Source organism: Delftia sp. PX-1 (assembly GCF_055797465.1).
Map to the genome: position 1 here is coordinate 3,012,443 of NZ_CP184763.1, position 25,671 is coordinate 3,038,113.

27 protein-coding genes and 1 pseudogene are annotated in these 25,671 nt (G+C 63.8%); 17 read left to right on the forward strand and 11 right to left on the reverse strand.

Features of this window, described 5'->3' with window-relative positions; genetic code table 11:
• Positions 1 to 11 precede the first annotated feature (11 nt).
• The 4 genes from ACN20X_RS13955 to smpB all read right to left on the reverse strand — a co-directional run bounded on the left by ACN20X_RS13955 (position 12) and on the right by smpB (position 2,422).
• A complete protein-coding gene (locus tag ACN20X_RS13955) occupies positions 12 to 848 on the reverse strand; it encodes an anti-sigma factor family protein (RefSeq protein WP_016448873.1) in 837 nt (278 codons plus the stop codon).
• A 10-nt stretch (positions 849 to 858) separates the two neighbouring features.
• Complete coding sequence (locus ACN20X_RS13960) at positions 859 to 1,392, reverse strand: RNA polymerase sigma factor (RefSeq protein ID WP_016448872.1); 534 nt, start codon at positions 1,390 to 1,392, stop codon at positions 859 to 861.
• Positions 1,393 to 1,422: 30 nt separating this feature from the next.
• Positions 1,423 to 1,839, reverse strand: coding sequence for a COG4315 family predicted lipoprotein (locus ACN20X_RS13965; protein ID WP_016448871.1), 417 nt, complete (start codon positions 1,837 to 1,839; stop codon positions 1,423 to 1,425).
• Between the two features lie 109 nt (positions 1,840 to 1,948).
• Complete coding sequence (gene smpB, locus ACN20X_RS13970) at positions 1,949 to 2,422, reverse strand: SsrA-binding protein SmpB (protein ID WP_016448870.1); 474 nt, start codon at positions 2,420 to 2,422, stop codon at positions 1,949 to 1,951.
• Between the two features lie 168 nt (positions 2,423 to 2,590).
• On the opposite strand from smpB, the gene ACN20X_RS13975 reads away from it, so the two are divergent.
• Together ACN20X_RS13975 and ACN20X_RS13980 are read left to right on the forward strand one after the other, a co-directional pair.
• On the forward strand, positions 2,591 to 3,043 hold the full coding sequence (locus ACN20X_RS13975) for a type II toxin-antitoxin system RatA family toxin (protein ID WP_016452375.1): 453 nt from the start codon (positions 2,591 to 2,593) through the stop codon (positions 3,041 to 3,043).
• Positions 3,036 to 3,380, forward strand: a complete 345-nt coding sequence (locus tag ACN20X_RS13980; RefSeq protein WP_016448868.1) for an RnfH family protein — start codon at positions 3,036 to 3,038, stop codon at positions 3,378 to 3,380. The genes ACN20X_RS13975 and ACN20X_RS13980 overlap by 8 nt, the downstream gene beginning before the upstream one ends.
• Before the next feature lie 19 nt (positions 3,381 to 3,399).
• Here the strand turns inward: ACN20X_RS13980 and ACN20X_RS13985 are convergent, their stop codons facing one another.
• On the reverse strand, positions 3,400 to 3,954 hold the full coding sequence (locus ACN20X_RS13985) for a DUF4124 domain-containing protein (RefSeq protein WP_034364364.1): 555 nt from the start codon (positions 3,952 to 3,954) through the stop codon (positions 3,400 to 3,402).
• Positions 3,955 to 4,038: 84 nt separating this feature from the next.
• Between ACN20X_RS13985 and guaB the strand changes: the two genes are divergently transcribed.
• Entirely contained in the window at positions 4,039 to 5,514 is a 1,476-nt protein-coding gene (gene guaB, locus ACN20X_RS13990) for an IMP dehydrogenase (RefSeq protein WP_013803023.1), read from the forward strand.
• 127 nt (positions 5,515 to 5,641) lie between these two features.
• Here the strand turns inward: guaB and ilvD are convergent, their stop codons facing one another.
• The gene (gene ilvD / locus ACN20X_RS13995; RefSeq protein WP_013803022.1) at positions 5,642 to 7,336 is read right to left on the reverse strand and encodes a dihydroxy-acid dehydratase; all 1,695 of its coding nucleotides are present in this window, start codon (positions 7,334 to 7,336) and stop codon (positions 5,642 to 5,644) included.
• 93 nt (positions 7,337 to 7,429) lie between these two features.
• Here ilvD and ACN20X_RS14000 point away from each other — a divergent pair, with 93 nt between their 5' ends.
• The 8 genes and pseudogenes from ACN20X_RS14000 (at position 7,430) to ACN20X_RS14035 (ending at position 14,592) form a co-directional block, all read left to right on the forward strand.
• Entirely contained in the window at positions 7,430 to 8,359 is a 930-nt protein-coding gene (locus ACN20X_RS14000; RefSeq protein WP_016452373.1) for a LysR family transcriptional regulator, read from the forward strand.
• Positions 8,360 to 8,501: 142 nt separating this feature from the next.
• Positions 8,502 to 8,771, forward strand: a complete 270-nt coding sequence (locus ACN20X_RS14005) for a type II toxin-antitoxin system Phd/YefM family antitoxin (protein WP_016452372.1) — start codon at positions 8,502 to 8,504, stop codon at positions 8,769 to 8,771.
• On the forward strand, positions 8,768 to 9,202 hold the full coding sequence (locus ACN20X_RS14010; protein ID WP_012204856.1) for a type II toxin-antitoxin system VapC family toxin: 435 nt from the start codon (positions 8,768 to 8,770) through the stop codon (positions 9,200 to 9,202). The genes ACN20X_RS14005 and ACN20X_RS14010 overlap by 4 nt, the downstream gene beginning before the upstream one ends.
• A gap of 31 nt (positions 9,203 to 9,233) precedes the next feature.
• Positions 9,234 to 10,850 (forward strand): glutamine-hydrolyzing GMP synthase, encoded by a 1,617-nt coding sequence (gene guaA / locus ACN20X_RS14015; RefSeq protein ID WP_473210718.1) that lies wholly within the window; start codon positions 9,234 to 9,236, stop codon positions 10,848 to 10,850.
• Between the two features lie 300 nt (positions 10,851 to 11,150).
• The gene (locus ACN20X_RS14020) at positions 11,151 to 12,407 is read left to right on the forward strand and encodes a tyrosine-type recombinase/integrase (protein WP_473210719.1); all 1,257 of its coding nucleotides are present in this window, start codon (positions 11,151 to 11,153) and stop codon (positions 12,405 to 12,407) included.
• 157 nt (positions 12,408 to 12,564) lie between these two features.
• On the forward strand, positions 12,565 to 13,386 hold the full coding sequence (locus tag ACN20X_RS14025; protein WP_473210812.1) for a type IV toxin-antitoxin system AbiEi family antitoxin domain-containing protein: 822 nt from the start codon (positions 12,565 to 12,567) through the stop codon (positions 13,384 to 13,386).
• Positions 13,370 to 14,309, forward strand: a pseudogene (locus ACN20X_RS14030) (nucleotidyl transferase AbiEii/AbiGii toxin family protein). The gene ACN20X_RS14025 and the pseudogene ACN20X_RS14030 overlap by 17 nt, the downstream one beginning before the upstream one ends.
• Before the next feature lie 4 nt (positions 14,310 to 14,313).
• Positions 14,314 to 14,592 carry a transcriptional regulator gene (locus tag ACN20X_RS14035; RefSeq protein WP_473210720.1) on the forward strand — a complete coding sequence of 93 codons (279 nt, stop codon included), beginning with the start codon at positions 14,314 to 14,316 and terminating at the stop codon, positions 14,590 to 14,592.
• Between the two features lie 6 nt (positions 14,593 to 14,598).
• On the opposite strand, the gene ACN20X_RS14040 is transcribed toward ACN20X_RS14035, so the two are convergent.
• On the reverse strand, positions 14,599 to 14,955 hold the full coding sequence (locus ACN20X_RS14040) for a helix-turn-helix transcriptional regulator (RefSeq protein WP_473210721.1): 357 nt from the start codon (positions 14,953 to 14,955) through the stop codon (positions 14,599 to 14,601).
• Between the two features lie 163 nt (positions 14,956 to 15,118).
• Here ACN20X_RS14040 and ACN20X_RS14045 point away from each other — a divergent pair, with 163 nt between their 5' ends.
• The 5 genes from ACN20X_RS14045 (at position 15,119) to ACN20X_RS14065 (ending at position 19,238) form a co-directional block, all read left to right on the forward strand.
• Entirely contained in the window at positions 15,119 to 15,823 is a 705-nt protein-coding gene (locus ACN20X_RS14045) for a hypothetical protein (protein WP_473210722.1), read from the forward strand.
• Positions 15,824 to 15,825: 2 nt separating this feature from the next.
• Complete coding sequence (locus tag ACN20X_RS14050; protein WP_473210723.1) at positions 15,826 to 17,256, forward strand: AbiJ-related protein; 1,431 nt, start codon at positions 15,826 to 15,828, stop codon at positions 17,254 to 17,256.
• A gap of 223 nt (positions 17,257 to 17,479) precedes the next feature.
• Positions 17,480 to 17,914: a hypothetical protein gene (locus tag ACN20X_RS14055; protein ID WP_473210724.1), complete on the forward strand. Its 435-nt coding sequence runs from the start codon at positions 17,480 to 17,482 to the stop codon at positions 17,912 to 17,914.
• A complete protein-coding gene (locus tag ACN20X_RS14060; protein WP_473210725.1) occupies positions 17,907 to 18,245 on the forward strand; it encodes a hypothetical protein in 339 nt (112 codons plus the stop codon). The genes ACN20X_RS14055 and ACN20X_RS14060 overlap by 8 nt, the downstream gene beginning before the upstream one ends.
• A gap of 69 nt (positions 18,246 to 18,314) precedes the next feature.
• A complete protein-coding gene (locus ACN20X_RS14065; protein WP_473210726.1) occupies positions 18,315 to 19,238 on the forward strand; it encodes an ImmA/IrrE family metallo-endopeptidase in 924 nt (307 codons plus the stop codon).
• 134 nt (positions 19,239 to 19,372) lie between these two features.
• On the opposite strand, the gene ACN20X_RS14070 is transcribed toward ACN20X_RS14065, so the two are convergent.
• The 4 genes from ACN20X_RS14070 to ACN20X_RS14085 form a co-directional block, all read right to left on the reverse strand.
• Positions 19,373 to 21,196 (reverse strand): esterase/lipase family protein, encoded by a 1,824-nt coding sequence (locus ACN20X_RS14070; protein WP_473210727.1) that lies wholly within the window; start codon positions 21,194 to 21,196, stop codon positions 19,373 to 19,375.
• 107 nt (positions 21,197 to 21,303) lie between these two features.
• A complete protein-coding gene (locus ACN20X_RS14075) occupies positions 21,304 to 21,513 on the reverse strand; it encodes a helix-turn-helix domain-containing protein (RefSeq protein WP_473210728.1) in 210 nt (69 codons plus the stop codon).
• A gap of 224 nt (positions 21,514 to 21,737) precedes the next feature.
• Entirely contained in the window at positions 21,738 to 23,084 is a 1,347-nt protein-coding gene (locus ACN20X_RS14080; protein WP_473210729.1) for a phospholipase D-like domain-containing protein, read from the reverse strand.
• A gap of 65 nt (positions 23,085 to 23,149) precedes the next feature.
• A complete protein-coding gene (locus tag ACN20X_RS14085; RefSeq protein ID WP_473210730.1) occupies positions 23,150 to 24,547 on the reverse strand; it encodes a hypothetical protein in 1,398 nt (465 codons plus the stop codon).
• A 543-nt stretch (positions 24,548 to 25,090) separates the two neighbouring features.
• On the opposite strand from ACN20X_RS14085, the gene ACN20X_RS14090 reads away from it, so the two are divergent.
• The gene (locus tag ACN20X_RS14090; protein WP_473210731.1) at positions 25,091 to 25,363 is read left to right on the forward strand and encodes a hypothetical protein; all 273 of its coding nucleotides are present in this window, start codon (positions 25,091 to 25,093) and stop codon (positions 25,361 to 25,363) included.
• The last annotated feature ends 308 nt before the right edge of the window (positions 25,364 to 25,671 follow it).

Genomic DNA, 25,671 nt, shown 5'->3' on the forward strand with positions numbered 1-25,671 from the left:
GCCCCAGGGCTTCAAAGCTGCTGGTGCACGGCCGTGGCCAGCTGCAGCAGCCGGTTGCGTGGCAGGGCGCCGCTGAGGGCATAGCCAAAGCCCTGGTCCACCCAGTAGAAGCTGGGCACGGGGCCGTCGCTGCTGAAGCGAAAGGCGGTCTCGCCACGCGTGGCCGGGTCCTCCAGCGCGCCCAGATACAGGGTGATGCGCTCGCCGGCCGCATCCTGGTACATGAACTGGGCGCGTGCGCCGCTGTCGCCGGGCAGCAGCCGGCCGCCCACCAGCTCATAGCCCAGTTCCGTGAGGGCTGGCAGCTTCAGCGGCCGGCCCAGCCGCTTGGAAAGCCATTGCAGCAAATGGGCCTGTTGCGCTGCCTCGACCTCGACCGGGTGGCGCTGCTCGGGCTGGTAGACCGCGTGGGCGACTGCTGCCTGATGGGCGAAGCGGGCAGGTGCGGCAGCGGCCAGCGTGTCCGCCGTTGAGGGTGCCGCAGGCGCTGCCTGCTGCCCGTGCACCAGCCAGCCCAGGCCGAAGGCCAGCAGCCAGCCTGCGGCCATGCCGCCCCAGCGCCACCATTGCTGCTGGCGCTGTTGCAGGCCCTGCAGCTGCTCGGCGGCGGCGCGCATTTCATCGGGCATGGGCGGTTCGCTGCGGGCGCCGTGCAGGGCGCGCAGCAGCTGCCGCTGGCGCTGCCATTGCTCCACGCGTGCTGCGCTGTCTGCATCCAGCTGCTCGCGCAGCGCCTGTGCCTGTGGGGCCGGCAGGCGGTCATCGACCAGGGCATGCAGCTGCTCGTCGGGGATGGCCGTGGCAGCCGAGACACAGGAGGAGGGGGAGGTGGGGGCGGGGGCAGTCATGGCGGCCTCGTCATTTGAGCCGGCGCAGCGACGGGGCTGCGGCTTGGGGTGCAGCAGTCTGGGCGGGCGAAGCTGCGGGCGGTGCCTCCATCAGCTCGCGCAACCGGGAGCGTGCGCGCGACAGGCGCGACATCACGGTGCCCAGGGGCAGCTGCAGCACGCGCGCCGTGTCGGCATAGCTCATGTCCTCCACGCTGACCAGCAGCAGCACGGCCCGCTGCTCGGCGGGCAGGCGCTGCAGGCAGCGCTCCAGGTCCAGGGCAGCGTCGCTGCTGTCCTCGGGCGCTGCCAGGGACTCGGACAGGCTGTCGATGTCCAGCCACTGCCCTCGTGCGGCAGAGCGCCGCTGGTTCAGGTAGAGGTTGTGCATCAGGGTGAACAGCCAGGCGCGCAGATCGCCATCGGAGCGCCACAGCAGCCATTTGCGGCAGGCGCGTTCCAGCGTGTCCTGCACCAGGTCGTCGGCTGCCCAGGCATCGCCTGCCAGCAGCCGCGCGTAGCGGCGCAGGCCGGGCAGGTGCTCCAGGATCTGGCTGCGGTCCATGGGCAGGTCCGATCGCGCAGGGGGCCGGACTCAGGGGCGTGCGGTATGCCAGACGCCCATGACGCCGTCGCCCGTGGTATCGCCGGCCTTGCCGTCCTTCACCCAGTAGTACAGGGGCTTGCCCTTGTAGGCGATCTGGCTGCTGCCATCGTCGCGCTGGATCACGCTGTAGTTGCCGCCAGAGGGCGCCTGCTTGCCCATCAGGGGTGGCCAGTTGGTCGCGCAGGGGCCATTGCAGACGGACTTGCCACTGCCGGCCGTGTCCTTGTCGAAGGTATAGAGCGTCATGCCGTTGGCGCCGACCAGAATGCCGTTTTGCACGCTGACCGCACTGGGCGGCGTCTGGCCAGAGGCGTTGGCCGCAGGCGCGGAATAGCAGCCTGCCAGGGCCAATGTCAGGGCTGCCGTGAAGGCACAGGTACCAAGTTTCATGCCGAGCTTCTTCATCGCTGTCTCCGGTGCTTGCCGGCGCGCGAAATTGCGGCCGGACACTGCAATGAACACTGGGCCGTGCCGGTTTATTCCGCAGCAGTGCAAAAAAAGCTGCGGATGCCCGTCAGCGGTTGAAGCTCTTCATGGCGCGCTCGACCTCGCGCTTGCCTTCGCGGTCCTTGATCACGTCGCGCTTGTCGTGCTCGGCCTTGCCCTTGGCCAGGGCAATGTCGCATTTGACATAGCCGTTCTTCCAGTGAAGGTTGATGGGCACCAGGGTGAAGCCCTTTTGCTCCACCTTGCCGATCAGGCGCAGGATGTCGTCCTTCTTGAGCAGCAGTTTCTTGATGCGCGCCGCGTCGGGGTTGACGTGGGTGGAGGCGGTCTTGAGCGGGTTGATCTGGCAGCCGAGCAGGAACAGCTCGCCGTCCTTGACGATGACGTAGCCGTCCGTCAACTGCACCTTGCCGCTGCGCAGTGCCTTCACTTCCCAGCCGTGCAGCACGATGCCGGCCTCGAAGCGTTCCTCGAAGAAGTAGTTGAATGCGGCTTTTTTGTTGTCGGCGATGCGCGACTGTGTTTCAGGTTTCTTGGCCATGGAGTAATAGATGCGGCGAAAACCTGGAGATGAAAGGTCTCCCTACAATACTGGATTGCCGTCTTCCCGCCGTGCGGGATTTTAGTTTCGCCTTGCCGTCATTGTGACAGCCGGCTGTGCCATGGCGGCGCTGCCGGTGTTTTGCATGCCGTGCAGCCCGCCCCATTCATGAAAAAAGTCAACAAGTCCGTCCTGATCTGGTACAGCCCCCAAGAAATGTTTGCCCTGGTGACGGACGTGGCCCACTATGCCGACTTCCTTCCCTGGTGCGATCAGGCCAGGGTGCTGGAGCAGGACGAGCAGGGCATGACGGCCGAGGTGGGCATTGCATTCGGCGGCATGCGCAAGTCCTTCGTCACGCGCAACACGCACAGCGTGCTCGACGATGGCGGGCGCCAGGTCAGCATCCGCCTGATCAAGGGGCCGTTCTCGCGGCTGGAGGGCCACTGGATGTTCCGCCCCGTGGGCGACGGATCGCAGCGCGCCTGCCGTGTCGAACTGCAACTGGACTACGGTTTCGACAACATGGCCCTGGCCGCCGTGGTCGGCCCGGTGTTCGACCGCATTGCAGGCTCCATGGTCGATGCCTTCATCAAGCGTGCCGAGCAGGTCTATGGCTGAGCCCCAGCCCGCTGTGCGCATCACGCTGGCCTGCAGTGCGCGCGCCGGCGAAGTCGTCGAGCTGTTTCTGCAATTGCCGGCCGGTGCCACGATTGCCGATGCGGTGGCGGCGGCGGGCGGCTGGCAGGCGCTGGGCTTTGCGCAGGCCGGGCCGGCAGGCCTGTGGGGCCGCAGCGCGCCTTTGACGCAAGCCCTGCGCGACGGTGACCGAGTGGAGCTGTACCGGCCCTTGACCGTGGACCCCAAGGTGGCGCGCCGCGAGCGTTTCGCACGCCAGGGCGCTCGGGCCACGGGGCTGTTCCAGCGCCAGAGGCCTGGAGCCAAGGCCGGCTACTGAGCCGGCCCGGATTCGGCGATCAGCGCATTGCGCCGCAATCGGAGGCGATGATGGCGTCGGCGCGCTTGAGTTCCGCATCGCGCGTGGCGTCGTCCATGAAGCCGCGCTCGCCCTGCTCATTCGTGTAGCCCAGCAGGCGGCCCGAAGACAGCGCGGTCTTGGACTGCTTGGCGCGTGCGCAGTTGTCCTGGCGCTGCTTGGCAATCCGTTCCTTTTCCGCCTTGGCCTTGGCGGCCTCCTGGGCTTCGGCCTTGCGCTTTTGTTCTTCCAGGGCCTTGTCGGTGCCTGCGGGCTTGGTGTCCTTGGCGGCTGCGGCAGGTGCTGCCGGTGCCGCGGCGTCCGCCGCAGGCGCCGTGCCTGCATCCGCAGCTGCCGCAGCGGCGGAGGGCGCGGCGGCAGGCGGCGGTGTGCTGCCGCCAGGCTGGCGCAGGATGTTCTTGGCGGGAATGTCAGGAGGCGGTGCGCGGTCGCTGAAGACCTTGCGGCCTGTGGCGTCGACCCATTGCCACTGGGCGGCTGCGGGCAGCGAACAGGCGGCAAGCGTGACTAGCAAAACAAGCTTGATGGCGTGCATGGTGAGTTGGGGATCGGGCCGAATGGCCTACAGCATACATTGTGATCCGGCGCACGGGTACAATCCTTCTTTTGGAGCTCTCACATGCGCCTTCTCGGTAAAGCCCTGACCTTCGACGACGTCCTTCTGGTCCCCGCTTTCTCCCAGGTCCTGCCCAAGGACACTTCGCTCAAGACGCGCTTTTCGCGCAACATCTCCCTGAACATTCCCCTTGTGTCCGCCGCCATGGACACCGTGACCGAGGCGCGTCTGGCCATTGCCATCGCGCAAGAGGGCGGTATCGGCGTCATCCACAAGAACATGACGGCCGAGCAGCAGGCCGCCGAAGTGTCCAAGGTCAAGCGCCACGAATCCGGCGTGGTGCACGACCCCGTGGTCATCACCCCCGAGCACACCGTGCTGCAGGTGCTGCAGCTGTCCGAGAATCTCGGCATCTCGGGCTTTCCCGTCTGCGACGGCGGCAAGGTGGTGGGCATCGTCACCAGCCGCGACCTGCGCTTCGAGACCCGCTACGACGTCAAGGTCAGCCAGATCATGACGCCGCGCGAGCGCCTGATCACCGTCAACGAGAAGGACGGCACCACGCCCGTGGAAGCCAAGGCCCTGCTCAACAAGCACAAGCTCGAACGCATCCTGGTCGTGAACGACGCCTTTGAACTCAAGGGCCTGATCACCGTCAAGGACATCACCAAGCAGACCACCTTCCCCAACGCAGCGCGTGACAGCGCAGGCCGCCTGCGCGTGGCCGCCGCCGTGGGCGTGGGCGAGGGCACCGAGCAGCGCGTGGAGCTGCTGGTCAAGGCCGGCGTCGATGCACTGGTGGTGGACACGGCCCACGGCCACAGCAAGGGCGTGATCGACCGCGTGCGCTGGGTCAAGCAGAACTACCCGCAGGTGGACGTCATCGGCGGCAACATTGCCACTGGCGCCGCTGCGCTGGCACTGGCCGAGGCAGGCGCCGACGCCGTCAAGGTCGGCATCGGCCCTGGCTCCATCTGCACCACGCGCATCGTCGCCGGTGTGGGCGTGCCCCAGATCATGGCCATCGACAGCGTGGCCCAGGCCCTGCAAGGCACGGGCGTGCCGCTGATCGCCGACGGCGGCATCCGCTTCTCGGGCGACATCGCCAAGGCCCTGGCCGCTGGCGCCTCGACCATCATGATGGGCGGCATGTTCGCCGGCACCGAAGAGGCTCCGGGCGAAGTCATCCTGTACCAGGGCCGTTCGTACAAGAGCTATCGCGGCATGGGCTCCATCGGCGCCATGCAGCAGGGCTCGGCCGACCGCTACTTCCAGGAATCGAGCACCGGCAATCCCAACGCCGACAAGCTCGTGCCCGAAGGCATCGAAGGCCGCGTGCCCTACAAGGGCTCCATGGTCTCCATCGTCTACCAGATGGCCGGCGGCGTGCGCGCTGCCATGGGCTACTGCGGCTGCGCCACCATCGAAGAGATGAACAACACGGCCGAGTTCGTGGAGATCACCGCCGCAGGCATCCGTGAATCGCACGTGCATGACGTGCAGATCACCAAGGAAGCGCCGAACTACCGCGCCGACTGATCCAGGTCCAGCGCCTTGGCGCTAGATGGAAAAGAGGTCCGGGCAGCCGCTGCCCGGACCTCTTTTTTTCGTGCGCTCACGAAGCTCAGATGGCGAAGCTCAGATGACGACGCTCAGATGACGACGCTCAAATGGCGAAGTTGTCCAGCACCGCGCCCGAGCTGGCGCTCGATGCGTTGAACGCGAACTTGGCCTGCACGCCCCGCGTGTAGCGGGGCGCGGGGGCCTTCCATGCCGCACGGCGCTGGGCGAGCACGTCTTCGGGCACGTTCAGCTGCAGCTGCAATGCGTGCGCGTCGATGGTGATCGAGTCGCCCTCGTGCACCAGAGCGATGGTGCCGCCCACGGCCGCTTCCGGCGCCACGTGCCCGACCACCATGCCCCAGGTGCCACCGGAGAAGCGGCCATCGGTGATCAGGCCCACGCTCTCGCCCAGGCCGGCACCGATCAGGGCGCCCGTGGGTGCCAGCATTTCCGGCATGCCGGGGCCGCCCTTGGGGCCCAGGTAGCGCAGCACCATCACGTCGCCGGCCTGTATCCTGCCGTCGAGGATGGCCGCCAGTGCCGATTGCTCATCGTCGAACACGCGTGCCGGGCCGGTGATGACCGGGTTCTTCAGGCCCGTGATCTTGGCCACCGCACCTTCCGGGCTCAGGTTGCCCTTGAGGATGGCCAGGTGGCCCTGCGGATAGAGCGCATCCGAGAGGGGGCGGATGACCTGCGGGTTGGGTGGTTCGTCAGGCACGCCGGCCAGGGTCTCGGCGATGGTCTGGCCCGAGATGGTGATGCAGTCGCCGTGCAGCAGGCCCGCATTCAGCAGGATCTTCATGACCTGCGGGATGCCGCCCGCCTGATGCAGGTCCACCGCCAGGTATCTGCCGCTGGGCTTGAGATCGCACAGCACCGGCACCCGCTGCCGGATGCGCTCGAAGTCGTCGATGGACCAGGGCACGCCGGCCGCATGGGCGATCGCAAGAAAGTGCAGCACGGCATTGGTGGAGCCTCCGGTCGCCATGATCACCGAGACCGCGTTCTCGATGGACTTGCGCGTCACGATGTCGCGCGGCTTGAGGTCCATCTTGATGGCCTCGATCAGCACCCTGGCGGATTCCTTGGCCGAGTTTTCCTTTTCATCATGGGGATTGGCCATGGTGGAGGAGTAGGGCAGGCTCATGCCCAGCGCCTCGAACGCGCTGGACATGGTGTTGGCGGTGTACATGCCGCCGCACGAGCCCGTGCCGGGAATGGCGTGCTGCTCTATGTCCTTGAGCTCCTGGTCGCTGATCTTTCCCGCAGCGTTCTCGCCGACGGCCTCGAACACGCTGACGATGTTCAGGTCCCGGCCTTTCCACCTGCCGGGCAGGATGGTGCCGCCGTAGACATAGATGGCCGGCACATTGGCGCGCAGCATGCCCATCATGCCGCCCGGCATGTTCTTGTCGCAGCCGCCGACCACCAGCACGCCATCCATCCACTGGCCGCCCACGCAGGTCTCTATGCAGTCGGCGATCACCTCGCGGCTGACCAGCGAGTACTTCATGCCTTCCGTGCCCATGGACATGCCGTCCGAGATGGTCGGCGTGCCGAACACCTGCGCGTTGCCGCCGGCTTCCTCGATGCCTGCGATGGCCGCGTCCGCCAGCCTTTGCAGGCCGGAGTTGCACGGCGTGATCGTGCTGTGGCCGTTGGCCACGCCGACCATGGGCTTCTTGAAATCCTCTTCCTTGTAGCCCATGCCGTAGAACATGGAGCGGTTGGCTGCGCGCGCCTTGCCTTCGGTGATGTGGGAGCTTCGGCGGTTGATCTGGTTCGGCGGGGTCATGGCATGTCTCTCGTTGTGGGGGTTGGATGAGTATGGGCCGACTGATTCATCTGATCCAATCCTATTCATCGGCATGATTGATATGCTGCGCATATGAATGAGCCCCCCATTGATCTGCGCGTCTGGCGGCAATTCCTAGCCGTGGCGGACGAGCTGCACTTCGGCCGCGCCGCATCGCGCCTGCACATGACGCAGCCGCCGCTCACCCAGGCCATCGCCCAGCTGGAGCGCAGCCTGGACGTGGCGCTGTTCGAGCGCTCAAGCCGCCACGTCGCGCTGACGCCGGCCGGCGAGGCGCTTGTGCCGCAGGTGCGTGAGCTTCTGGCGCGGGCGGCGGCGCTGCCGGGGATTGCGCGGGCTGCGGCAGCGGGAGAAGTGGGGCGCGTGCGGCTGGCCTTTGTCTCCACCATCGGCTTCACCCGGCTGCCGCTGTGGGTGCGGGACTTCGTGGCAGGCACGCCAGGTGTGGCGCTGGAGCTGGTCGAGGCCACCAGCGATGTGCAGATGGAAGCCTTTGAGCGCGGGCAGATCGATGCCGGACTGATGTTGCATGCCCCCGGGCATGCGCCGGCCGGCCTGGAGCGCCTGGCCGTGGGACGGGAAGCCATGGTGCTGGCCCTGCCGCAGCAGCATGCGCTTGCCGGTGCGGACCGGCTGATGCTCGACGAAGTGCTGGAGCAGCCGCTGGTGATCTTTCCGCGCCGCATCATGCCCTCGCTCCATGACGCGGTGACGGATCTGTACCGACGGCACGGACATGTGCCGCGCATCGCGCAGCAGGCGATACAGATGCAGACCATCGTGAACCTGGTCTGGGGCGGCATCGGCCTGGCCTGGGTGCCCGCCAGCGTGATGCAGTTCTGCAGGCCCGGCGTGGTCTACCGCGAGGCGGTTTTCGCCAGCGCCCGACCAGGCAGCAAACCCGTTGCCCTGCCGGTCTGCGATACCAGCCTGGCCTGGCCGGCCGGAGCCATGTCGCCCGCGCTGGCGCGGTTTGTCGGCTTCGTGCGCGAACAGCGCTGAGTGGCGTTCACCGATAGCCCTCCCCGAGGCAAGGCCCGCGAATATCCGCATGGTTCTGGTCTGAATTTTTGGAAATTCTGGCCAGAATGATAGAATTCGGGCCAGGCCGGACACCAGGCCTGCTTTTGTTTTCAGCCCCGCCATGCAATCTGTCGGCATCTACGAAGCCAAGACCCGTTTCTCCGCCCTGATCGAACTTGTCGAGCAGGGCGAGGAAGTGCGCATCACCCGCCACGGCAAGGAAGTGGTGCGCATGCTGCCGGTGCGCCGCCGCCCCGTGATCACCGACGAGCAGATCGCCCGCGAGCTGGAGCAGATGCAGGCGCTGCAGGCCACGGTGCGGCCGGCCCAGCCGGCACAGGCGCCGGACTCCACCACCCGACTGCGCCACGCAGGCCGGAGCCAGGCATGACCTCCTTCGTGCTCGATGCCTCCGTCACCGCCGCCTGGCTGCTGCCCGATGCCGCCAGCGTGCACACCCAGCGCCTGTATACCCGCATCCGCCGCCATGAAGTGGACCCGCAGGCGCCCAACCTCTGGCAGTGGGAATGCGGCAACCTGATCGCCTCGGGCGTGCACGGCGGCCGCATTCCGCACAGCTCGGTCGAGGGCCTGTGGGGCGTGCTCGAGGCCATCCGCCACCGCGTGGAACTGCACGAGCTGGCACCCGCCCAGCACAAGGCCGTGCTCGACGTGGCGCTGGACACCCGCCTGCCGGTCTATGACGCGGCCTACCTGTGGCTGGCGCAGTCGCTGCGCCTGCCGCTGGCCACCTTTGACGCGGCCCAGGCCGCCGCCGCCCGCAAGCGCGGGCTGGCGCTGCTGGCCCCTGAAGATTTCTGATCCCCTCCCATCACCTTTGCCTGAGATGACCATGCAACACGACAAGATCCTCATTCTTGACTTCGGCTCCCAAGTCACCCAGCTGATCGCCCGCCGCGTGCGCGAAGCCCATGTCTACTGCGAAGTCCACCCCTGCGACGTCAGCAGCGACTGGGTGCGCGAATTCGCCGCCGACGGCCGCCTCAAGGGCGTGATCCTGTCGGGCAGCCACGCCAGCGTCTACGAAGTGGACGACCGCGCCCCCGACGCCGTGTTCGAGCTGGGCATTCCCGTGCTGGGCATCTGCTACGGCATGCAGACCATGGCCACCCAGCTGGGCGGCAAGGTCGAAGGCTCGCACACCCGCGAATTCGGCTACGCCGAAGTGCGCGCCCATGGCCACACCGAACTGCTCAAGGGCATCGAGGACTTCGCCACGGCCGAAGGCCACGGCATGCTCAAGGTCTGGATGAGCCACGGCGACAAGGTCACCGAGCTGCCCCCGGGCTTCAAGGTCATGGCCTCCACGCCGTCCTGCCCCATCGCCGGCATGGCCGACGAGGCGCGCCGCTTCTACGCCGTCCAGTTCCACCCCGAAGTCACGCACACCGTGCAGGGCGCGGCCCTGCTCAACCGCTTCGTGCGCGAGATCTGCGCGGCGAATGCCGACTGGATCATGGGCGACTACATCGAGGAAGCCGTCGCCAAAATCCGCGAGCAGGTGGGTGGCGAGGAAGTCATCCTCGGCCTGTCTGGCGGCGTGGATTCGTCCGTGGCCGCGGCCCTGATCCACCGCGCCATCGGCGACCAGCTGACCTGCGTCTTCGTGGACCACGGCCTGCTGCGCCTGAACGAAGGCGACATGGTCATGGAAATGTTCGAAGGCAAGCTGCACGCCAAGGTCATCCGCGTGGACGCCAGCGACCTGTTCCTGGGCAAGCTGGCCGGCGTCAGCGAACCCGAGGCCAAGCGCAAGATCATCGGCGGCCTGTTCGTGGACGTGTTCAAGGCCGAGGCCGCCAAGCTCAAGGCGGGCGACGGTGGCCACAAGGGCGCCACCTTCCTGGCCCAGGGCACCATCTACCCCGACGTCATCGAGTCGGGCGGTGCCAAGAGCAAGAAGGCCGTCACCATCAAGAGCCACCACAATGTCGGCGGCCTGCCCGAACAACTGGGGCTGAAGCTGCTCGAGCCCCTGCGCGACCTGTTCAAGGACGAAGTGCGCGAACTCGGCGTGGCCCTGGGCCTGCCGCGCGAAATGGTCTACCGCCACCCCTTCCCCGGCCCGGGCCTGGGCGTTCGCATCCTGGGTGAAGTCAAGAAGGAATACGCCGACCTGCTGCGCCGCGCCGACGCCATCTTCATCGAGGAACTGCGCAACTGGACCGACGAAGCCACCGGCAAGAACTGGTACGACCTCACCAGCCAGGCCTTCACCGTCTTCCTGCCCGTCAAGAGCGTGGGCGTCATGGGCGATGGCCGCACCTACGACTACGTCGTGGCCCTGCGCGCCGTGCAGACCAGCGACTTCATGACCGCCGACTGGGCCGAGCTGCCCTACGGCCTGCTCAAGAAGGTGTCTGGCCGGATCATCAACGAAGTGCGCGGCATCAACCGCGTGACCTACGACGTGTCGACGAAGCCGCCGGCGACGATTGAGTGGGAGTGAATTGACGTCCTTCGGGGACTATCGCCTAGTATCGAAAAACTGCCGTAACGTGTTGATTTAAAAGGAAATACGTCTCGGCAGCTATCGGAGGCTATCGCCGGCCAGCGGAACAGGTTGGCGGTAAAAGTGGCGGTAAGAACCGGAGGCCGGATTAAGACCCTCCCGTTCACTATTGAGACCAAACCGGTCTTTGACGGTAAAAGTCTCCTCTGGAAAGCTGATTTCATGCGGCTTTCCAGGCATCAGCAGGTCTCCTGACCCCTGACGGTAAAAGCCGTCACCAACAGGAGGAAAACCTCGATGCTTACCGACACCGCACTGCGCAATTTGAAGCCTAAGTCATTGACTTATAAGGCTTCTGACCGGGATGGGATGTACGTGACGGTATCGCCCACCGGTACCGTCACCTTCCGCTACGATTACCGTCTCAACGGGCGCCGTGAGACCCTGACCATTGGCCGCTACGGGCCGGCGGGTATTTCGCTGGCGATGGCTCGCGAAAAGCTGATCGACGCCAAGAAGGCCGTTGCCCAGGGCAAGTCCCCCGCGCTGGAGAAGCAGCGCGAGAAGCGCCGGCTGACCGCCGCCAAGACCTTTGGCGACGTGACCGAGAAGTGGCTGGCCGGCGCTCGGATGGCCGACAGCACCAAGGCAATGCGCAAGAGCATCGTCGATCGGGACATCCTGCCGGCCTTTCAGAACCGGCGGCTCAACGAAATCACCGCCGATGACCTGCGTGCCCTCTGCAACAAGGTGAAGGCGCGCGGGGCACCCGCCACGGCGGTACACGTCCGCGACATCGTGAAGCAGGTCTATGCCTTCGCCATCCTGCACGGCGAGAAGGTGGACAACCCGGCTGAGGATGTGGGCGCCGCGTCGATTGCGACGTTCGTGCCGAAGGATCGCGCCCTGTCGCCGCTGGAAATCCGGCTGATGGCGAGGCAGATGGAATCGGTGGCGACCTATCCGACCATCCGGCTGGCGCTGCGCATGATCCTGCTAACCCTGGTGCGCAAGAGCGAGTTGATCCAGGCCACCTGGAATGAGGTCGATTTCGAGAATGCGACCTGGACGATCCCGAAGCAGCGCATGAAGGGGCGCAACCCGCACGTGGTCTATCTGTCGCGCCAGGCGCTCGACATCTTCATAGCCCTGCACACCTGTGCGGCCGGCTCCAAGTTCGTGCTGCCATCGCGCTACGACGCCGAGCGCTGCATGTCGAACGCGACCCTGAACCGGGTCACGCAGATCGTCGCGGAGCGCGCGAAGGCCGCGGGCCTGCCGTTGGAGCCGTTCACCGTCCACGATCTGCGCCGCACCGGCTCGACGCTGCTGAACGAAATCGGCTTCAACCGGGATTGGATCGAGAAGTGCCTGGCGCACGAGGATGGGCGTTCCTCGCGCTCGATCTACAACAAGGCCGAGTACGCCGAACAGCGGCGCCACATGCTGCAGGAGTGGGCCAGCATGGTCGATGCCTGGATCGATGGGCAGACCTACGTGCCGAAGCTGATGCCGGAGAACGTGGTGGTGCCGGTACTGAGTGCGACCGTGTGACAGGGGGGATCGCATGCAGATCCTCTTGGTACGTGCTGCTGATGGACAGCGGGTGGTTTACAATTGTCGTAAAAAGATCACTATAAGTGATCGAATTTCTCGTTTATCGAACCAGCGAGTCTTGGCAGGAGTTCGAGAAAGCTGTATTTTGAGCACTATGGGTGAGCAAAATGCAGGAAAACTGAACCGCCTCTTGGCTGATATGGGCGACACGCGCTTGGTGTCCAGCCGCTGGCTGCGGGCGCACGGCTACTCGAACAGCCTCGTCGCGCGTTATGTCGGCAGCGGCTGGCTGGTGTCGCCGGCCCGTGGCGTGTACATGCGCCAGGGCGGGCGTCTGCAGTGGGATGGGGTGGTTCATAGCCTGCAGGCCGGGGAGGGGATGCCGCTGCACGTGGGGGGGCGCTTCGCGCTGACCTTGCAAGGGCACGAGCATTACCTGCGCTTGGGTGATGCCGGGACGATCACCCTCTATGGGCCGGAGCGGCCGCCGGGCTGGGTGGGCAAGCTGCCATTGCAGGAGCGCTTCGCGTTCCTGGGCAAGGGGCCATTCGATCTGCCCCCCGTGTCGTTCGCGGTCGAGATGTCCGAGTCCGCGCTGGCCGAGCAGGGGTTGGCGTGGCATCGGGGCAGCGCGGGCGCCGATGCGCTGGCGTGCTCGACGCCGGAGCGCGCCATGCTGGAGTTGTGCGATGGCGTGTCGGATGCGGCGCTGGTCTATGAGGCCGACGCGCTGATGCAGGCCATGACCACGCTGCGGCCGCAGCGCGCTGGCCTGATGCTGCGCCACTGCGGCAGCATCAAGGCGAAGCGGCTGTTCCTGGCCCTGGCCGAGCGCCACCGGCATGCGTGGCTGGCGCATGTGCCGCTAGAGGGTGTCGATTTGGGCCGGGGCAAGCGCGCGCTGGTGCCCGGTGGGCGCCTGCATCCGACCTATCAGATCACCTTGCCGGGAGACCTCGATGAGCACCTGGCTTGACCATTGGGACCGGCGCTACACCGACCGGGTGCGGCTGCTGGTCGAGATCCTGCCGGTGCTCGCGCAGGAGCCGCGTTTCGCGCTTAAGGGCGGCACGGCCATCAACCTATTCGAGCACGACCTGCCGCGTCTGTCGGTGGACATCGACTTGGCTTGGCTGCCGGTGCACGACTATGCCGAGGATGCGAAGCTGATTGCCGAAGCCCTGGGACGGTTGGCCGACGCGATGCGCGCCCGCCCGTTGCAACTGCAGGTTCAGACCTCGGCGGGCGAGGGCGCAGGGACGGTCACTCGGCTGGTGGCCAGCCGCGGCCGTGCGCGCGTGCAGATCGAGACAACGCCGGTCACGCGCGGCACGGTGCATCCGGAGCGAAGCATGGTCGTGCGTCCAAGGGTGGAGGAGGCGTTCGGCTTCGCCGAGGTGCAGGTGCTGGATTTCGCCGACCTGTACGCCGGCAAGCTGGCGGCAGCACTGTCGCGGCAGCATCCGCGTGATCTCTTCGATGTGGGCCTGCTGCTGCAGGACGAGCGGGCGAATGAAGCGCTCTGGCGCACCGTACCTGACATGCAGCCCCAAGCCGGCCTGGGAGATGCTGGCGCCTCGGGTGCCAGCGGATTTCGAGGCCATCTTCGAGGCCCATTTCAAGGGCATGACGACCGAGCCCGTCGAGGTCGGGGCCTTGCTAGAGAGCCGCAAGCGTCTGTTGTCGCGCGTGGCATCGTGGCTGGATGAGCCGTCGCGCGCCTTTCTGCAATCCGTCGAGGATGAGCGGCCGGATTTCAGCTTGATCGGGCTTGCCCACGCGGCCGATCTGCCCGGCGTGCGGCGCAAGCTGCACAACCTGGCGCAGCGCACGGTGGCCAAGCGTGCTGCGGATCGTGCTCAGTTGGTGGACGCACTGGCGCGCATCATGACGCGCTGATGCGATGGGAAAACAAGAAGAGGGAGCAATCGCGATGATTCACGATTTCACATTTGTCTATGCGCTGAATCCTGAGCTGGATTCGCAGGATGAGGTCATGCACCGGCTGGCAGGCAGTGACTGTGCTGATGCCACGGTGGGGTGGGGGCGGCCTGGGCATGTCGCTCTGGCCTTCAGCCGGGAGGCGATGGATCGCAATGCGGCGGTGGCTCTGGCTATCGCTCAGATGGCGCAGGTATTGCCAGGTGCACCGCTGGTCAGGACGGAGGCAGGGTCGCCTTGAGGACGTTTACTTGACGGGCCGGTACAGGCGCTGCCTTACATCCGGCCCGATGGGTGTGCTGGACTTCGCTGCGCGCGAGGCCTGTTTGCGTTCTTCGATCCATGCCTCTACCTCTTCCAAGTCCCAGACGACGCAGCGAGGCGTGAGCCGAAAGCGCCTTGGGAATTCGCCGCGCTGCTCCATCTCGTAGATCGTGGTTTCGGCAAGGGGCACGATCTGGTGCAGTTCATGGCGGCGGATGGTGCGGCGGAAAGGTAAGGGCGCCGTCGTTGGAAACTGAGGAATGTCGTCGTAGCCGGCCCTGCCTGGATGCGGCAAGGGGCTTGAGGTCGACGGCAATGATGTCGGCATGACGATGACCATGAGCGGATACGTTGTCGTTCATGGTGACCTTCACGGGCGATTGGCACAACTTGTCAGGGCGAAGTCTGGAGTAGCGAACGAGAGCGGCGGCACCATGTTGAATAAGATGCTCAGGCCGATGGTGGCATTGCGCACGTGGTGCTTTAGACGCGGAAAGGCCCCGATGAACGACAGACTTGGAACTGAGGATGGACAACCAGCTTTCGACGACCCGCTGGCGCTGACAGACAAACTTCCCTGGCCTAAGGCGACCGATCGCCTCGTTACGCACGGGGATCCGGATTGGCACAACCGGGCCATGCTGATGCACGGGTACGGCGACCGCTGGGTGGTCTATGCAGAAGGGTATCGGGAGGCTGCCGACGTCGTGGTCGAACGCATCAAGGCAGGGCATGGACACCAGGATTTCCTCGTTTATCCCGTCATGTTTCTGTATCGCCAGTTCCTGGAGCTATCGATCAAGGGGCTGATACGCAGTGCGTGGACTCTCTTCGACATAGAGACAAGTGACGACTTGGGTTCGCACGATCTCCGTCGCTATTGGCGTGTGTGCCGTGAGTTGCTCGAACGGGCCTCGCCCGGCGATTCGGTGGCGGAACTCAGCCACATCAGCCGGCTGATCGGGGAGTTCTGCGACCACGATCCGCAGTCGTTCTCGTTCCGCTACCCGGAGAGCAAGCCCGACAGGAATACGGGTGAGCGCCTTCCGACACTGCAGAAGCTCGAATCGATCAATCTGCGCAACGTGCAGGAGGTGATTGCCAATGTGGCGGGATTGCTGGGGGCGGCTGATGCGCACATCGGTCACCAGCTCGAGCTCAAGGCGGACATGCTGGCCTCCTTTGGTCCCGGGCCTGGCGACTATTGACCATGGCACCGCGAATTTCCCTCGACACGCTACGCGAGCAAATCGCCGGTGCGATCCAGGCCAATGTGAAGGCCTACAGCGTGCCCAGCGCTTGTGTCCGGCTTGGCATCCAGTCGGAAGTAGGAGAGTGTGACGGCCAAGAGGCGTTTGGCAGCAAGCGCATGTATGTCAAGAGCCGCATCCTGGAGTTGAACGAGCCCGAGTTGCTCGCGCTGGGGGCCAGAGTCCTGAACGAATACCCGGCGGACGACCTGGCGGATTCGGTCAGCGAGATGTCGGTGCACGCTGAGCATCGGGTCAGCACCTTGGTCCGGAGCGATGTGCTCAAGGCCATCAACTCACTCGAATCGCTATTCGGCGAGTTGCCACTTCTGGAGAACTTGAGCGAGGTCTTTGGTTCGACGGTCATCCAAGACGATCCCCACGGCCTGCAAGGATTGCTGAGCCTGCAGGGGAGGATCGCCAAGCACTACGTTGGCAATCCGAATTGGTCCAATGAGGAGTTGCTGACTGAGTGTGGGGCCCTCCAGTGCAGCCAGACGCGGTTTTTCAAACTGTTGGAAAAGCTGCTGCATCCGATGGTCCGCCGAGATGCGGAGCAGGCCGAACTGGCGTCCAGGATTGGGACGGCGCTGCGTCGCGATGGCTTCACCGTCAGGCCGACAGGCGTCGAGTCCGGTTACGCAATCTATGGTGTGGTTCGGGCACAAGCCGGTGTCACCGGCGAGATGAAGAACCTGATCTTCGCCTCGATCGGCGAGAAGCCGGAGCTGATCTTCCGCGATGCCGTGAACAACGACGTGGAAATCGTCAAGAACGCGGACAAGGTGCTCATCTTCGACCGGCCGCTGCCGAGCTCAGGACTCTTGCTCTGGAAGGACCTGCGCGACTGGTGGGCCGAACTGCAGGGCGTGGAGGATCCAACCGTTGCCAAGGAGGGGCTCTTTCGGCGGCTGCGCCAGGCCGTTCTCGGCGCGCGATCGCCTGGGGAGTTCGCAGTGTTCCAGGGATACTACGAGCGCTATGGCACCTCACTCGGTGATCGGCTGCCGGCGTTGATCCCTCAGGTCTATCTGCACTATGACCCCTATACGCGGCGGCAGCGTGGCGATGAGCAGTTCCTGGCGCGACAGCGCATGGACTTCTTGCTCATGTTCGAGCAAGGCGTTCGGGTCGTGATCGAGATCGACGGCCGGCAGCACTATGCCGTGCCCGATGCGGATAGTCTCGATCGGTACATCGCTCACCCACAGCGCTACGCGGAGATGGTGGCAGAAGACCGTCGGCTGAAGCTGATGGGATATGAGGTCTACCGGTTCGGTGGCTTCGAGTTCCTAGACGTTGACCTCGATCAGCGAACGGTGGGTGCCCGTGCCCAGCAATGTGTCGGTGATTTTTTTGATCGGCTCTTGTCTCGGCACGGCGTCTTGTGATCCGGGCCCATCGCAGAACTCGGCCTGCTGGGCCTGTCTCAGCCCCCTAAACAGGATTCGCAGGCGGCCGCAGCGATCGCAGGATGTTCGGGCCGAGCCGAGGCGAGGTTCCTGCCTTCCCGGCATGAGGTCATTCGTCAGGAGCTGACTCGGGGCCCTCACAGAACCCCGCCTTATACTACAAAGCTATCGAGACTATCGTTCTTGCCCCAGTGGATCTACCTTGAAGCCCCGGTACAACCAGTTCAACCCGAAGCGCAAGCTGAAGGCGTGTGACGCGCCTGAGTTGGCTTGCTTGGCTGCGCTCGCGCAGCGGGTTGGGTACGGAGGCAATCCGGAGCACAAGAAGAATCCTGGGGATTTCGGTCTGACGCCGCCAGCGGATCCGCGCCCGGGCAAGTCGCTGTGCGACGGTATCGGCGTCTTCACGCGGCTTGAGGCACTGGCACTGCTGAAGGCGGGACTGCTCAAGGGAATGATCAGCGATCGCTTCGTGGGTGACTGGCCCAAAAACATCTGGTCAATGACGGCGGGCGGCCGTCCCTTGGAGGCCCAGCTCGAGAACCCGGACCAGGGCATTTATCACGGCTACCCGATGCCAGTCAGTGACCCATTCGCCAGCGTGGTCGCGCAGCGATGGGCAAATGATCATGCCTAGGCTCCAGTTCGCGCCAGAATGGCAGTCGGCCGGCACCGGGCCGGCCGAATTTCGGGACACTTCCGCGTTCCTCACCGTGCGGGTGGGCGACGCGATCGTGACGAGAAACGAAGACATCTGGTCCAAGACCATCCGCGACAGCGTGCTCGTTTCGACCTATCCGTTGGCGCTTTGGCTCGCGGCCTCTTGGTGGAGGCTGAATTGGGAGCCTTTGCCGAAACAGGGGACTCGGCCCGATGCGGATTGGCGCATGGCGCATGAGATGGGCGCGGCGAATCAGGGCTACGTGTGGCCACATGTTGTCTTTGCTTCAGACAACGAAATGATGTAGGTATGGGCGGCTGCTCCAGAGCCGACGCATGAGCAATCGGTCCGTTACCTTGCGTCCTGTTCCGCTGCCATGCCGCTTGATGAGTTTCGTGCCGGTGTGGACGGCTTCATTGATGTCGTAGTAAGGCGACTCGCGGCCGTGGGGCGTGGCGGGAGCGATCTGGCGCAGCTGTGGGACCTTGTACAGGCGGACCGGCAGGACAAAGACGCTGCGCGGTATCGCCGGATTGAAGCCGCACTGGGCTTCGACCCCGACGAAAGCCCTGATGCTCTGATGCGCCAGGCTTTGTCCTTCGACCACGAGATGGGCGGTGCATCGCTGTCTGAACTCGCACCGTTGTACGGCAAGTTTAGTGGGGAGCAATCCCTCTCGGCGCTTGATGAAATGCGCGATCGACCCGGTCTGGTCGAGACTCCGGACCTGCCGAAGATCAAGGTATCGCGCCCGAAGTCCGCTTCGGAGCCACCGTGGATGCGCGCCGTGTCCGCGGCCCGTGTTCTGCGCAAGGAGCTCGGAGTGAGTGGGGGCAGAGTTCCAAGCGAAACCCTGCGCGATCTGCTCGGCTTGAAGGAGTCTGAGGGCGTGGAGGTCGATACCAAGGGACGCTCTGGAGTTGGCATTCCGCAGGCCGGGGGCCAGATCAAGTTCATTCCTCGAAAGCGACACCCCATTGGCAGACGCTTTGAGCTGTCCCGGTTCATCGCGGATCTCGTGCAAGTCCAGGGCGCCTCTCAGTGGCTGGCATCCACCGATCTCTCGACATCGCGCCAGAAATTCCAGCGCGCCTTCGCCGCTGAGTTTCTATGCCCCATCGACGAGTTGGCGGAGTTCCTCAATGGCGATTACACCGAGTCGGCAATCGAGGACGCTGCGGCGCACTTTGATGTCAGTGAACGAACGGTGGAGTCCTTGTTGGCGAACAACGGGGTGATCCCGTCTGCTTGGATGTCCGACTATCTCGAGATTCGGCCGCCATACCAACTGGGCGTGTAAGCGCGCATGCGGACGCCGGAGAGCCGAGAGGCAGGTGATCAGAAGGACTTCCCTGTATCCAGGTCGAACCCTGCTTCGGCAGTCTCCTGAACCGACTGACGGCTCGCCGCGACTCGACTGCGTACGCGCGCGGTTCAGGGATTCGAACCTGCCGCCTGGACCTTGGCCTTCAGCGCCGGGTTGGGCTTGATCTGGATGGCCTGTCGGTAGACATCCACTGCCGCTCGGTCCGCCCCCTCCTGGCGCAGCAGATCGCCCTTGAGAGACAGTCCTTCCGCCCTTAGTGAGGGAACCTCCTGCATGCGCTCCGACAAGCGCTTCCAGTCCTGGGCGTTGGATGCGTCGATCAAGCTCGGCGCAGGTTTGACGCGCAGCATCTCCTGATCGCTGATTGGCATCTTCACTCCGGGCGCCGGCACGCGGTACTCCGACTGTCTAAGGATCACGTTGTCCAGGCGTTTGACGGCTGCGGCATTGGTGGTGCTGCCCACGGGGTCGATTTGTGCATTGCTCAGTGCCTTGCGCGCGTATTGCGACCATCCGGCGGACGCGAGTACGTCGGCCGTCATGAACCACTCCGCATTCGCTGGCAAGCCCGGTAGCTTGGCCGCCAGGCCTTCCTTGGCCGCCTTCGTGATGGCGTCTACCCGCTGATCCTCGCTGGCGTTTTGCAATTGCTGCACGGTTTCGGGCGAGGACAGGTACCGGTTCAACTGCTCGGCGACCGCGCCCGCGACTTCCGCCTGGGCCGCATGGATGGCTTGCCGGTCTCCCAATCGCACCTTGACCAGGCGCGCACCCATCACTGGGGTCGTGATCGTGAACTGGTACTCGTCCTTCAGATCTCCCCCGCGGGCCAGAAGCACCTTGAGATCCTCCTGATTGCGCGGAGGGACCGTGCGTGGCGTCGGATCCGGCAGTACGACCAACGCAGAGTCGGAGACGTTCGAGATTGTGTAGGTCATCCCGCGAGGGCCCTTGTTGACCAGCCGCGCGGGAGTCCTGCCGTTCGGGTCCAGCAGGCGCATGACCCAGGCGCCATCCTCGCTTGCGAAATCCGGCGTCTCGAGAAAGGCCGTGTCGCTCTTGCTCAGCACGTAGTCCCGCAACGCGTTGACCAGCACCACAATGGAGTCGTGCGTAGGCGTGGTCGGCTTCACGATCCCAATGTGATCGGCACCACCAATCGCCGAGGGCGCGCCATTGCAGAAGGCCACGGCACTGGACCATGGAACGATCATCACAGGGCCGGTCTCGGCCTTTTCGTAGGCACAGATCACCGTGGGCTTGTTGTCTGCGGAAATCAATCCCCAGTCGTCGCTCAACTGCTGCAGCAGGGCGTTGCGATCAGCGGGGAACATCTGCGCCAGGGCAGGATTGCGAACAAAGAACTGGGCGATATTGGTGATGTCCGCCCCTCGCGCGGGGGTGGCATAGAGCACCACCAACGGCACGTTCTCGCGGCGTTCGGGATGGGCAATCAACTCACGCAAGGTGACAAGTCCGCCCATGCTATGCGCCACGAAGACGACATTTTCATAGTCCCACACGCCGTGGAACTTCAAGGACTCTTCCAGCTTGTTGGCGGCTTCTCGGATGTCCAGCGAACCTCCGGCCAGCATGTTGGATGTGAAGCCGAACGCGAAGATGTCTACGCGACTGCCCACGCCGGGCTGTTCATGCAGGAACTTGAAGAAGCCCGTGCCATCCTTGTTGTTCCAGGTCGAAGTTGTCGAGCCGAAAAGCCCATGGACGAACACGACAGCAATCCTGGCCTTCGGATTGGCCTGATGGACCCAGTAAGGTTCCGTGGTGTTGGACGCCTCCTCCGCGGCAGCCGAATTCACGACAGGATTGGGCGTGTCCGGGTTTTCCTTTTTTCCGCATCCCTGGCAAAGCACCAGCGCCAACAAACTGAGTGCCAACGCAAGTGTGCTTCTAAGCTTCTTCCCATTCATACAGACCTCCCGCCTGCCGACGTGGAATATCGTTGGAAGAGCATATTGGCCGGAACTTCAAGGCAAGGCAAGTGCACGTAGCGGAGGGGGGCAGTCCTACGATTGGGCTATCCTGGCGCGGCTAGTCCAAGGCCACCGACCAGAGTTCGCAGCTTGGCCGTCAAAAAAACCGCGGCTATGGGCAACTCAGGCGCCGACACGATGGACGCCAGAGTCCTGATGGATGGCGAAACCAAGCCCGACTCGACGCGAGATAGCATCGAGCGGGATATCCCATAGTGCCGGGCGAGTTCGCTGCCGGAGATTTCTGCCGCCATTCGCAATGCCCGCACGCGATACCCGAGGGCCGCGATGGCGCGATCCCGAGGAGGCGGCGGGACTCGACCACGTGGCCGCGCATCTGCGGGAATGGCGGGAGCCTCGGCGGCGGGAAGGGGTGTGCGTCATCACTAACTGCTGCGCAGCGGTCGCTGCCGGTGGTCATCAGCGAGCGAACTATGCTGACTGGCCCCAAAGCCGCCGCCCACGCTCACATGTCGGCTCAGACGCTGCGGACCGAGTACCCCAAGGCTCGAAGTCCTTTCAACGTGCGGTCGTTTCGTGGCGGGAAGTCATCTGGCCTGGCCCAACCGACAATCTCCCCAAGCGTGCTGAACTGGACCCACGGTAGTCGCCACTGATCGGTGCGGGCGGCGGCCCATATGCGCTCTTCCACGGAGCCCGGTCCCCAAATCGCGTACTCGAGTATCTCAAGGACCGTCTTGCCCTGTGGACTTCGGGCCTCCCACAGTTGCTCCGCATGGAGGCGAATCTTCGTATCGGTCTCCTGCTGAACGGATGGAAGCCCTAGCTCGGAGTTCGGGCGCTTGCGTCCATAGTCGATGACCGCGTGGACCATGGACATCGCGTGGCAAAAATCGCTCTTGCTCAAGGCTCGAATTCGAGCTTGCGACAGCATGCGTTTTAGCTGAGGCGCCCAGTCAAGTAGCGAGCGACGTTCCTGGGTGTTGTCGAACTCGGCGCGACGCCACCAATTCAGTGCCTCATCCAGCGCACCTGCTGGATTGAGCCGATGTTCAGCGTACGCGGCATCGACGAGATGTCCCCCCTTATGCCCTCCCACGAACTGGTAGTAATAGGCATGAATGAATTGGTCGGCCTGCGCACCTGCCGGCGTGCCTTTGGGTATCCAGTCGGGACGATTCTCGTCTCGGACGACCTTGTCGCTAATGTCTCTAAGCACCTGAAGGGATTCTCGCCAGCGCCGCGCAAACTCAGCAAAGGCGCGATCCTGTGCCTTGGCCTTGTCGACGCTGACTAGACCTACGCCTTCGGGAAAGTGGCGCTTCACCCGTTGCTTGAATTCGAACTCCGCGCGGTCAAGGGCAGCTCGCTGGCTTTGCAGATTGAGCAGGTGCCGGTAGAACTGGTCGTCAATGACTTCAGCCCTCAAGTCGGTTACTTCGAAGAACGTGCGGAGCTCTTCTAGCATTGGACCGCTCGCTAGCTCGTCTTCGGTCACGAAGGTACCGGCCTCGATGTTAGACACCCATGCGCGATTCGTGAGGTTTGCGGAGCCGATATACACCCCAACCCCGACCCACCAAACAACCTTCGCATGTAGAACGTCCGGGACCATGCGACAGGTGAAGTTCGGGCTGCGCTGGTCAAGGAACCATTTCACAACAGTTGGAGCCACAGGGACAGACTCGTCATAGCGACCGTAGTACGTCAAAGGTTTGGAATGCCGCTTGCAGGCCTCGAAAAGCTCCAGGTTGTCTGCGCTCGCGTAGGCGACCGCCGCCATGACCTCTGTGCATTCGGGAGTGTGGCGTGCAGCAAGGTTGTGCAGCCAGCGTTTGTTCACAGCTCCGGCTATCAACTCCATCTTGAATCCTTTTTTTGGGGGGGCAGCGGTCGAGATGCCTGGGCGAGAAGGCATGGCTTCTTGGGTTACTCAAGCTCGATTTGTGGCCCATAGGCAACTGCGTCGATGAGCTTCATTGCCTTTCGGGCCGGGGACTGCGCCGGAACCAGATCGCTATCTCGGTGAATCTGCACGAGCATGTCACGGTCTTCCAGGTCTGTAGCAGCTTCTGCCAGCAGTCTGGTCCAATACCGTCTCGCCTCAAGATTGCCCATGACGTTGACAGCAGCAAAAGCTTGGCCAGCGACCAACTCACCTTCGGAGACGCGACGAAGGAACGCTTCGGCGTCCTGTGCAGCTTCGCGGTTTGTCCCGCGGTTGCGCTCGATGGCTACAGCGAGCGCATTTCTACGGCGCTCCGCTGCAGCGAATGCTTCGCGGGCAAACAACGCCAGCGGAGCAGGTGGCGTAAGAAGCCGTCGATCACGCAAAGCCTCAATGGCTGCAAGGGTAGGCACCTCTTGTTGCCTCAAATGGCCGCGGTGGCCTATGGCAAATGCCCTGCGCAACTGAGCAATTAACTGTCCAAGGTCGTCGACCATTGAGACCAAGAACCAGAATGGGCGCGTCGTCCCTTGTGTCGATAGCGCTGTCACGATAAACGGCCAAGCTTCGTGAGCACTGAGCCTATCGCGGTTCAATGCTTGACTGAGCTGGACCAGGCCCAAACTCCACATGTCCAACAGGAAGCTTTCCGGTGGTACATCTAGGTGACCATCATCCAGTCGGCCGTTGGCCGCACCGACGTAGGCCTCGAACTGCCCCAACATGTCGCCAAATGCGCGACGCAGGTGGTGTTGTGCAATAGGCAGAGCATTTGGGTCCTGCTGGCGCACGGCGACGCCCAAACCCTGGCCGGCGGCGTTCAGGCGATGGAACCTAACTGGCGCAGCCTGTTGGAGCGTTTGCAAGAGCAAGTTGATGTCCTCGGTGGTTGGAGCGACGGCGGAGCGATCAAAGGCATCCAGCCATTCCGGAGCAACCTCCGGTACTTCGGGAAGAACTAAGAACAATGAGCGAAGCGTGGCGCTGCGCTCGCCAAGAGTCTCGGACTCACGGAACCGTCTTGCGAGCTCGTCAATGATGACGTCACGGTCTACGTTTGACTCCGGTGGCCGCGGCAACTGCTCTAGGTAAGGTCGGATGCGGCTTGAATCGGCCAGAAGGATGTAGAAGTCCAGAACCTTCTGCGCCTGTAGCATGGCAACCGACCGTGACGGCCCATAGCCTGCGTGCAAGCCGGCGGCTCGCTCGCCGATGATAAGAACGAAGCCTTCAGTTGCCTGATACAACGCGCGACGGTGCGCCGCTCCATCAGCGACTCCGACCGTCAGAAACGAAGCCCTCGGAGGCGGAGCTTGCAGGAGAGCTCGCACATCTCTGAGCACCTCTCTGGCGCTCTTGAACTGGTTGGTGCCAGACATCAGGGCCTCTTCGCCCAACACGTGAACCAAGATTGCAGATAGCACCTGCTCAGCCGCAGCGCCGATTAGGCCCGCAGGCGCAGCGAATCTCGCAGCAGTAACCCGAAGTTCGTGACGGGCTGGCATTCCCAGCCCGATGAAGGCCAAATTCAGCGCCTCCTGGCTCGCTTCAATTAGTCGAACACTGCTGGTTCGGAGGTATTGAGGCATCGTCGCGTGTGCTGATGAAACGGATCACATCGTAAGCCCACTTCTCTGCTGTTGGTCGCAAAAGTCATTCACAGGACGGCTGCGACAGCCGTTGCTGCGATGGCGGCTTGTTGACACTGAAAAGGCAAGCGCCCATGTCCACTTTTGCCCCGTTGGAGCCGCAGCGTCCCGGGAGCTCGGGCTTAAACTGCACCCATGACAAGTCCCAGTCCGGCGCTGCTGCACAAGATAAAGAAGGCACGAGCAAGTGCTTCATCCGATCTACCACTCGTGCGGACCTGTGCCCAGGTAGTGCTCACGTGGCTTGCCAATGATGGAGAGCCAGATGCAGCCGTGAAGCAGCTGAAATCCGCTCATGGCGCAAACTGGTCATTGACTACAGCCTTGCAATTGCTGTCGGGGCGACGTGGTCAATTTGCTGCTGAGGCCGGGGGTATTGATGAGCGGGCAACGCTTTACTTTGCCCACCTTGTCGCAAAGTCTGCATGCAGTGAAGCAGGGCTTGGTGCTGTTCGCAAGCCAACAAAAGAGGAGCTGGTGACGCTGCGTCGGCTTTCCACTGAGCAGGCCGCGATTACGTCGTCTGCCATTGGTTACCCGCCTTGAAGCCCACGAGCCTAATACTGAAGCCTTGCAGGCCCGCATCGGAGAGGTGTTCGCTTAGAGCTTCGCTGGTTCCCGTTGAGTACGTTGCCCCGCTCACTGGGCAGGCAGTGCGAATCGAATGGAATGGCTGGGCCGGTTTGATGCGAGAGGAGCGTTTGGATGCTCACCAGGCTTGGCTGCTGGAAGACCTGTCGGGTTCTCGCGTGCGAATCCTCACGCAGGAGACGCAGGTGGGGGAAGCCAGCACAGGCGCTGTCGCAAGCGAAGCCAAATCCGATGATTGACGGTCATCAAGACCGGCTCGATGG

What these genes read in the sequence shown, in the direction of transcription:
- ACN20X_RS14040 (WP_473210721.1), bottom strand. Translation starts at nt 14,955, where the DNA reads ATGGTCATCGTCATGCCGACATCATTGCCGTCGACCTCAAGCCCCTTG.
- ACN20X_RS14010 (WP_012204856.1), top strand. Translation starts at nt 8,768, where the DNA reads ATGACCTCCTTCGTGCTCGATGCCTCCGTCACCGCCGCCTGGCTGCTG.
- ilvD (WP_013803022.1), bottom strand. Translation starts at nt 7,336, where the DNA reads ATGACCCCGCCGAACCAGATCAACCGCCGAAGCTCCCACATCACCGAA.
- guaB (WP_013803023.1), top strand. Translation starts at nt 4,039, where the DNA reads ATGCGCCTTCTCGGTAAAGCCCTGACCTTCGACGACGTCCTTCTGGTC.
- ACN20X_RS14075 (WP_473210728.1), bottom strand. Translation starts at nt 21,513, where the DNA reads ATGGCGGCAGAAATCTCCGGCAGCGAACTCGCCCGGCACTATGGGATA.
- ACN20X_RS14005 (WP_016452372.1), top strand. Translation starts at nt 8,502, where the DNA reads ATGCAATCTGTCGGCATCTACGAAGCCAAGACCCGTTTCTCCGCCCTG.
- ACN20X_RS14080 (WP_473210729.1), bottom strand. Translation starts at nt 23,084, where the DNA reads ATGGAGTTGATAGCCGGAGCTGTGAACAAACGCTGGCTGCACAACCTT.
- ACN20X_RS14000 (WP_016452373.1), top strand. Translation starts at nt 7,430, where the DNA reads ATGAATGAGCCCCCCATTGATCTGCGCGTCTGGCGGCAATTCCTAGCC.
- ACN20X_RS13980 (WP_016448868.1), top strand. Translation starts at nt 3,036, where the DNA reads ATGGCTGAGCCCCAGCCCGCTGTGCGCATCACGCTGGCCTGCAGTGCG.
- ACN20X_RS14070 (WP_473210727.1), bottom strand. Translation starts at nt 21,196, where the DNA reads ATGAATGGGAAGAAGCTTAGAAGCACACTTGCGTTGGCACTCAGTTTG.
- ACN20X_RS14035 (WP_473210720.1), top strand. Translation starts at nt 14,314, where the DNA reads ATGGGAAAACAAGAAGAGGGAGCAATCGCGATGATTCACGATTTCACA.
- ACN20X_RS14050 (WP_473210723.1), top strand. Translation starts at nt 15,826, where the DNA reads ATGGCACCGCGAATTTCCCTCGACACGCTACGCGAGCAAATCGCCGGT.
- ACN20X_RS14025 (WP_473210812.1), top strand. Translation starts at nt 12,565, where the DNA reads ATGGGTGAGCAAAATGCAGGAAAACTGAACCGCCTCTTGGCTGATATG.
- ACN20X_RS13965 (WP_016448871.1), bottom strand. Translation starts at nt 1,839, where the DNA reads ATGAAGAAGCTCGGCATGAAACTTGGTACCTGTGCCTTCACGGCAGCC.
- ACN20X_RS14065 (WP_473210726.1), top strand. Translation starts at nt 18,315, where the DNA reads ATGCCGCTTGATGAGTTTCGTGCCGGTGTGGACGGCTTCATTGATGTC.
- ACN20X_RS13960 (WP_016448872.1), bottom strand. Translation starts at nt 1,392, where the DNA reads ATGGACCGCAGCCAGATCCTGGAGCACCTGCCCGGCCTGCGCCGCTAC.
- ACN20X_RS14060 (WP_473210725.1), top strand. Translation starts at nt 17,907, where the DNA reads ATGCCTAGGCTCCAGTTCGCGCCAGAATGGCAGTCGGCCGGCACCGGG.
- ACN20X_RS13975 (WP_016452375.1), top strand. Translation starts at nt 2,591, where the DNA reads ATGAAAAAAGTCAACAAGTCCGTCCTGATCTGGTACAGCCCCCAAGAA.
- smpB (WP_016448870.1), bottom strand. Translation starts at nt 2,422, where the DNA reads ATGGCCAAGAAACCTGAAACACAGTCGCGCATCGCCGACAACAAAAAA.
- guaA (WP_473210718.1), top strand. Translation starts at nt 9,234, where the DNA reads ATGCAACACGACAAGATCCTCATTCTTGACTTCGGCTCCCAAGTCACC.
- ACN20X_RS14020 (WP_473210719.1), top strand. Translation starts at nt 11,151, where the DNA reads ATGCTTACCGACACCGCACTGCGCAATTTGAAGCCTAAGTCATTGACT.
- ACN20X_RS13955 (WP_016448873.1), bottom strand. Translation starts at nt 848, where the DNA reads ATGACTGCCCCCGCCCCCACCTCCCCCTCCTCCTGTGTCTCGGCTGCC.
- ACN20X_RS14085 (WP_473210730.1), bottom strand. Translation starts at nt 24,547, where the DNA reads ATGTCTGGCACCAACCAGTTCAAGAGCGCCAGAGAGGTGCTCAGAGAT.
- ACN20X_RS14045 (WP_473210722.1), top strand. Translation starts at nt 15,119, where the DNA reads ATGAACGACAGACTTGGAACTGAGGATGGACAACCAGCTTTCGACGAC.
- ACN20X_RS13985 (WP_034364364.1), bottom strand. Translation starts at nt 3,954, where the DNA reads ATGCACGCCATCAAGCTTGTTTTGCTAGTCACGCTTGCCGCCTGTTCG.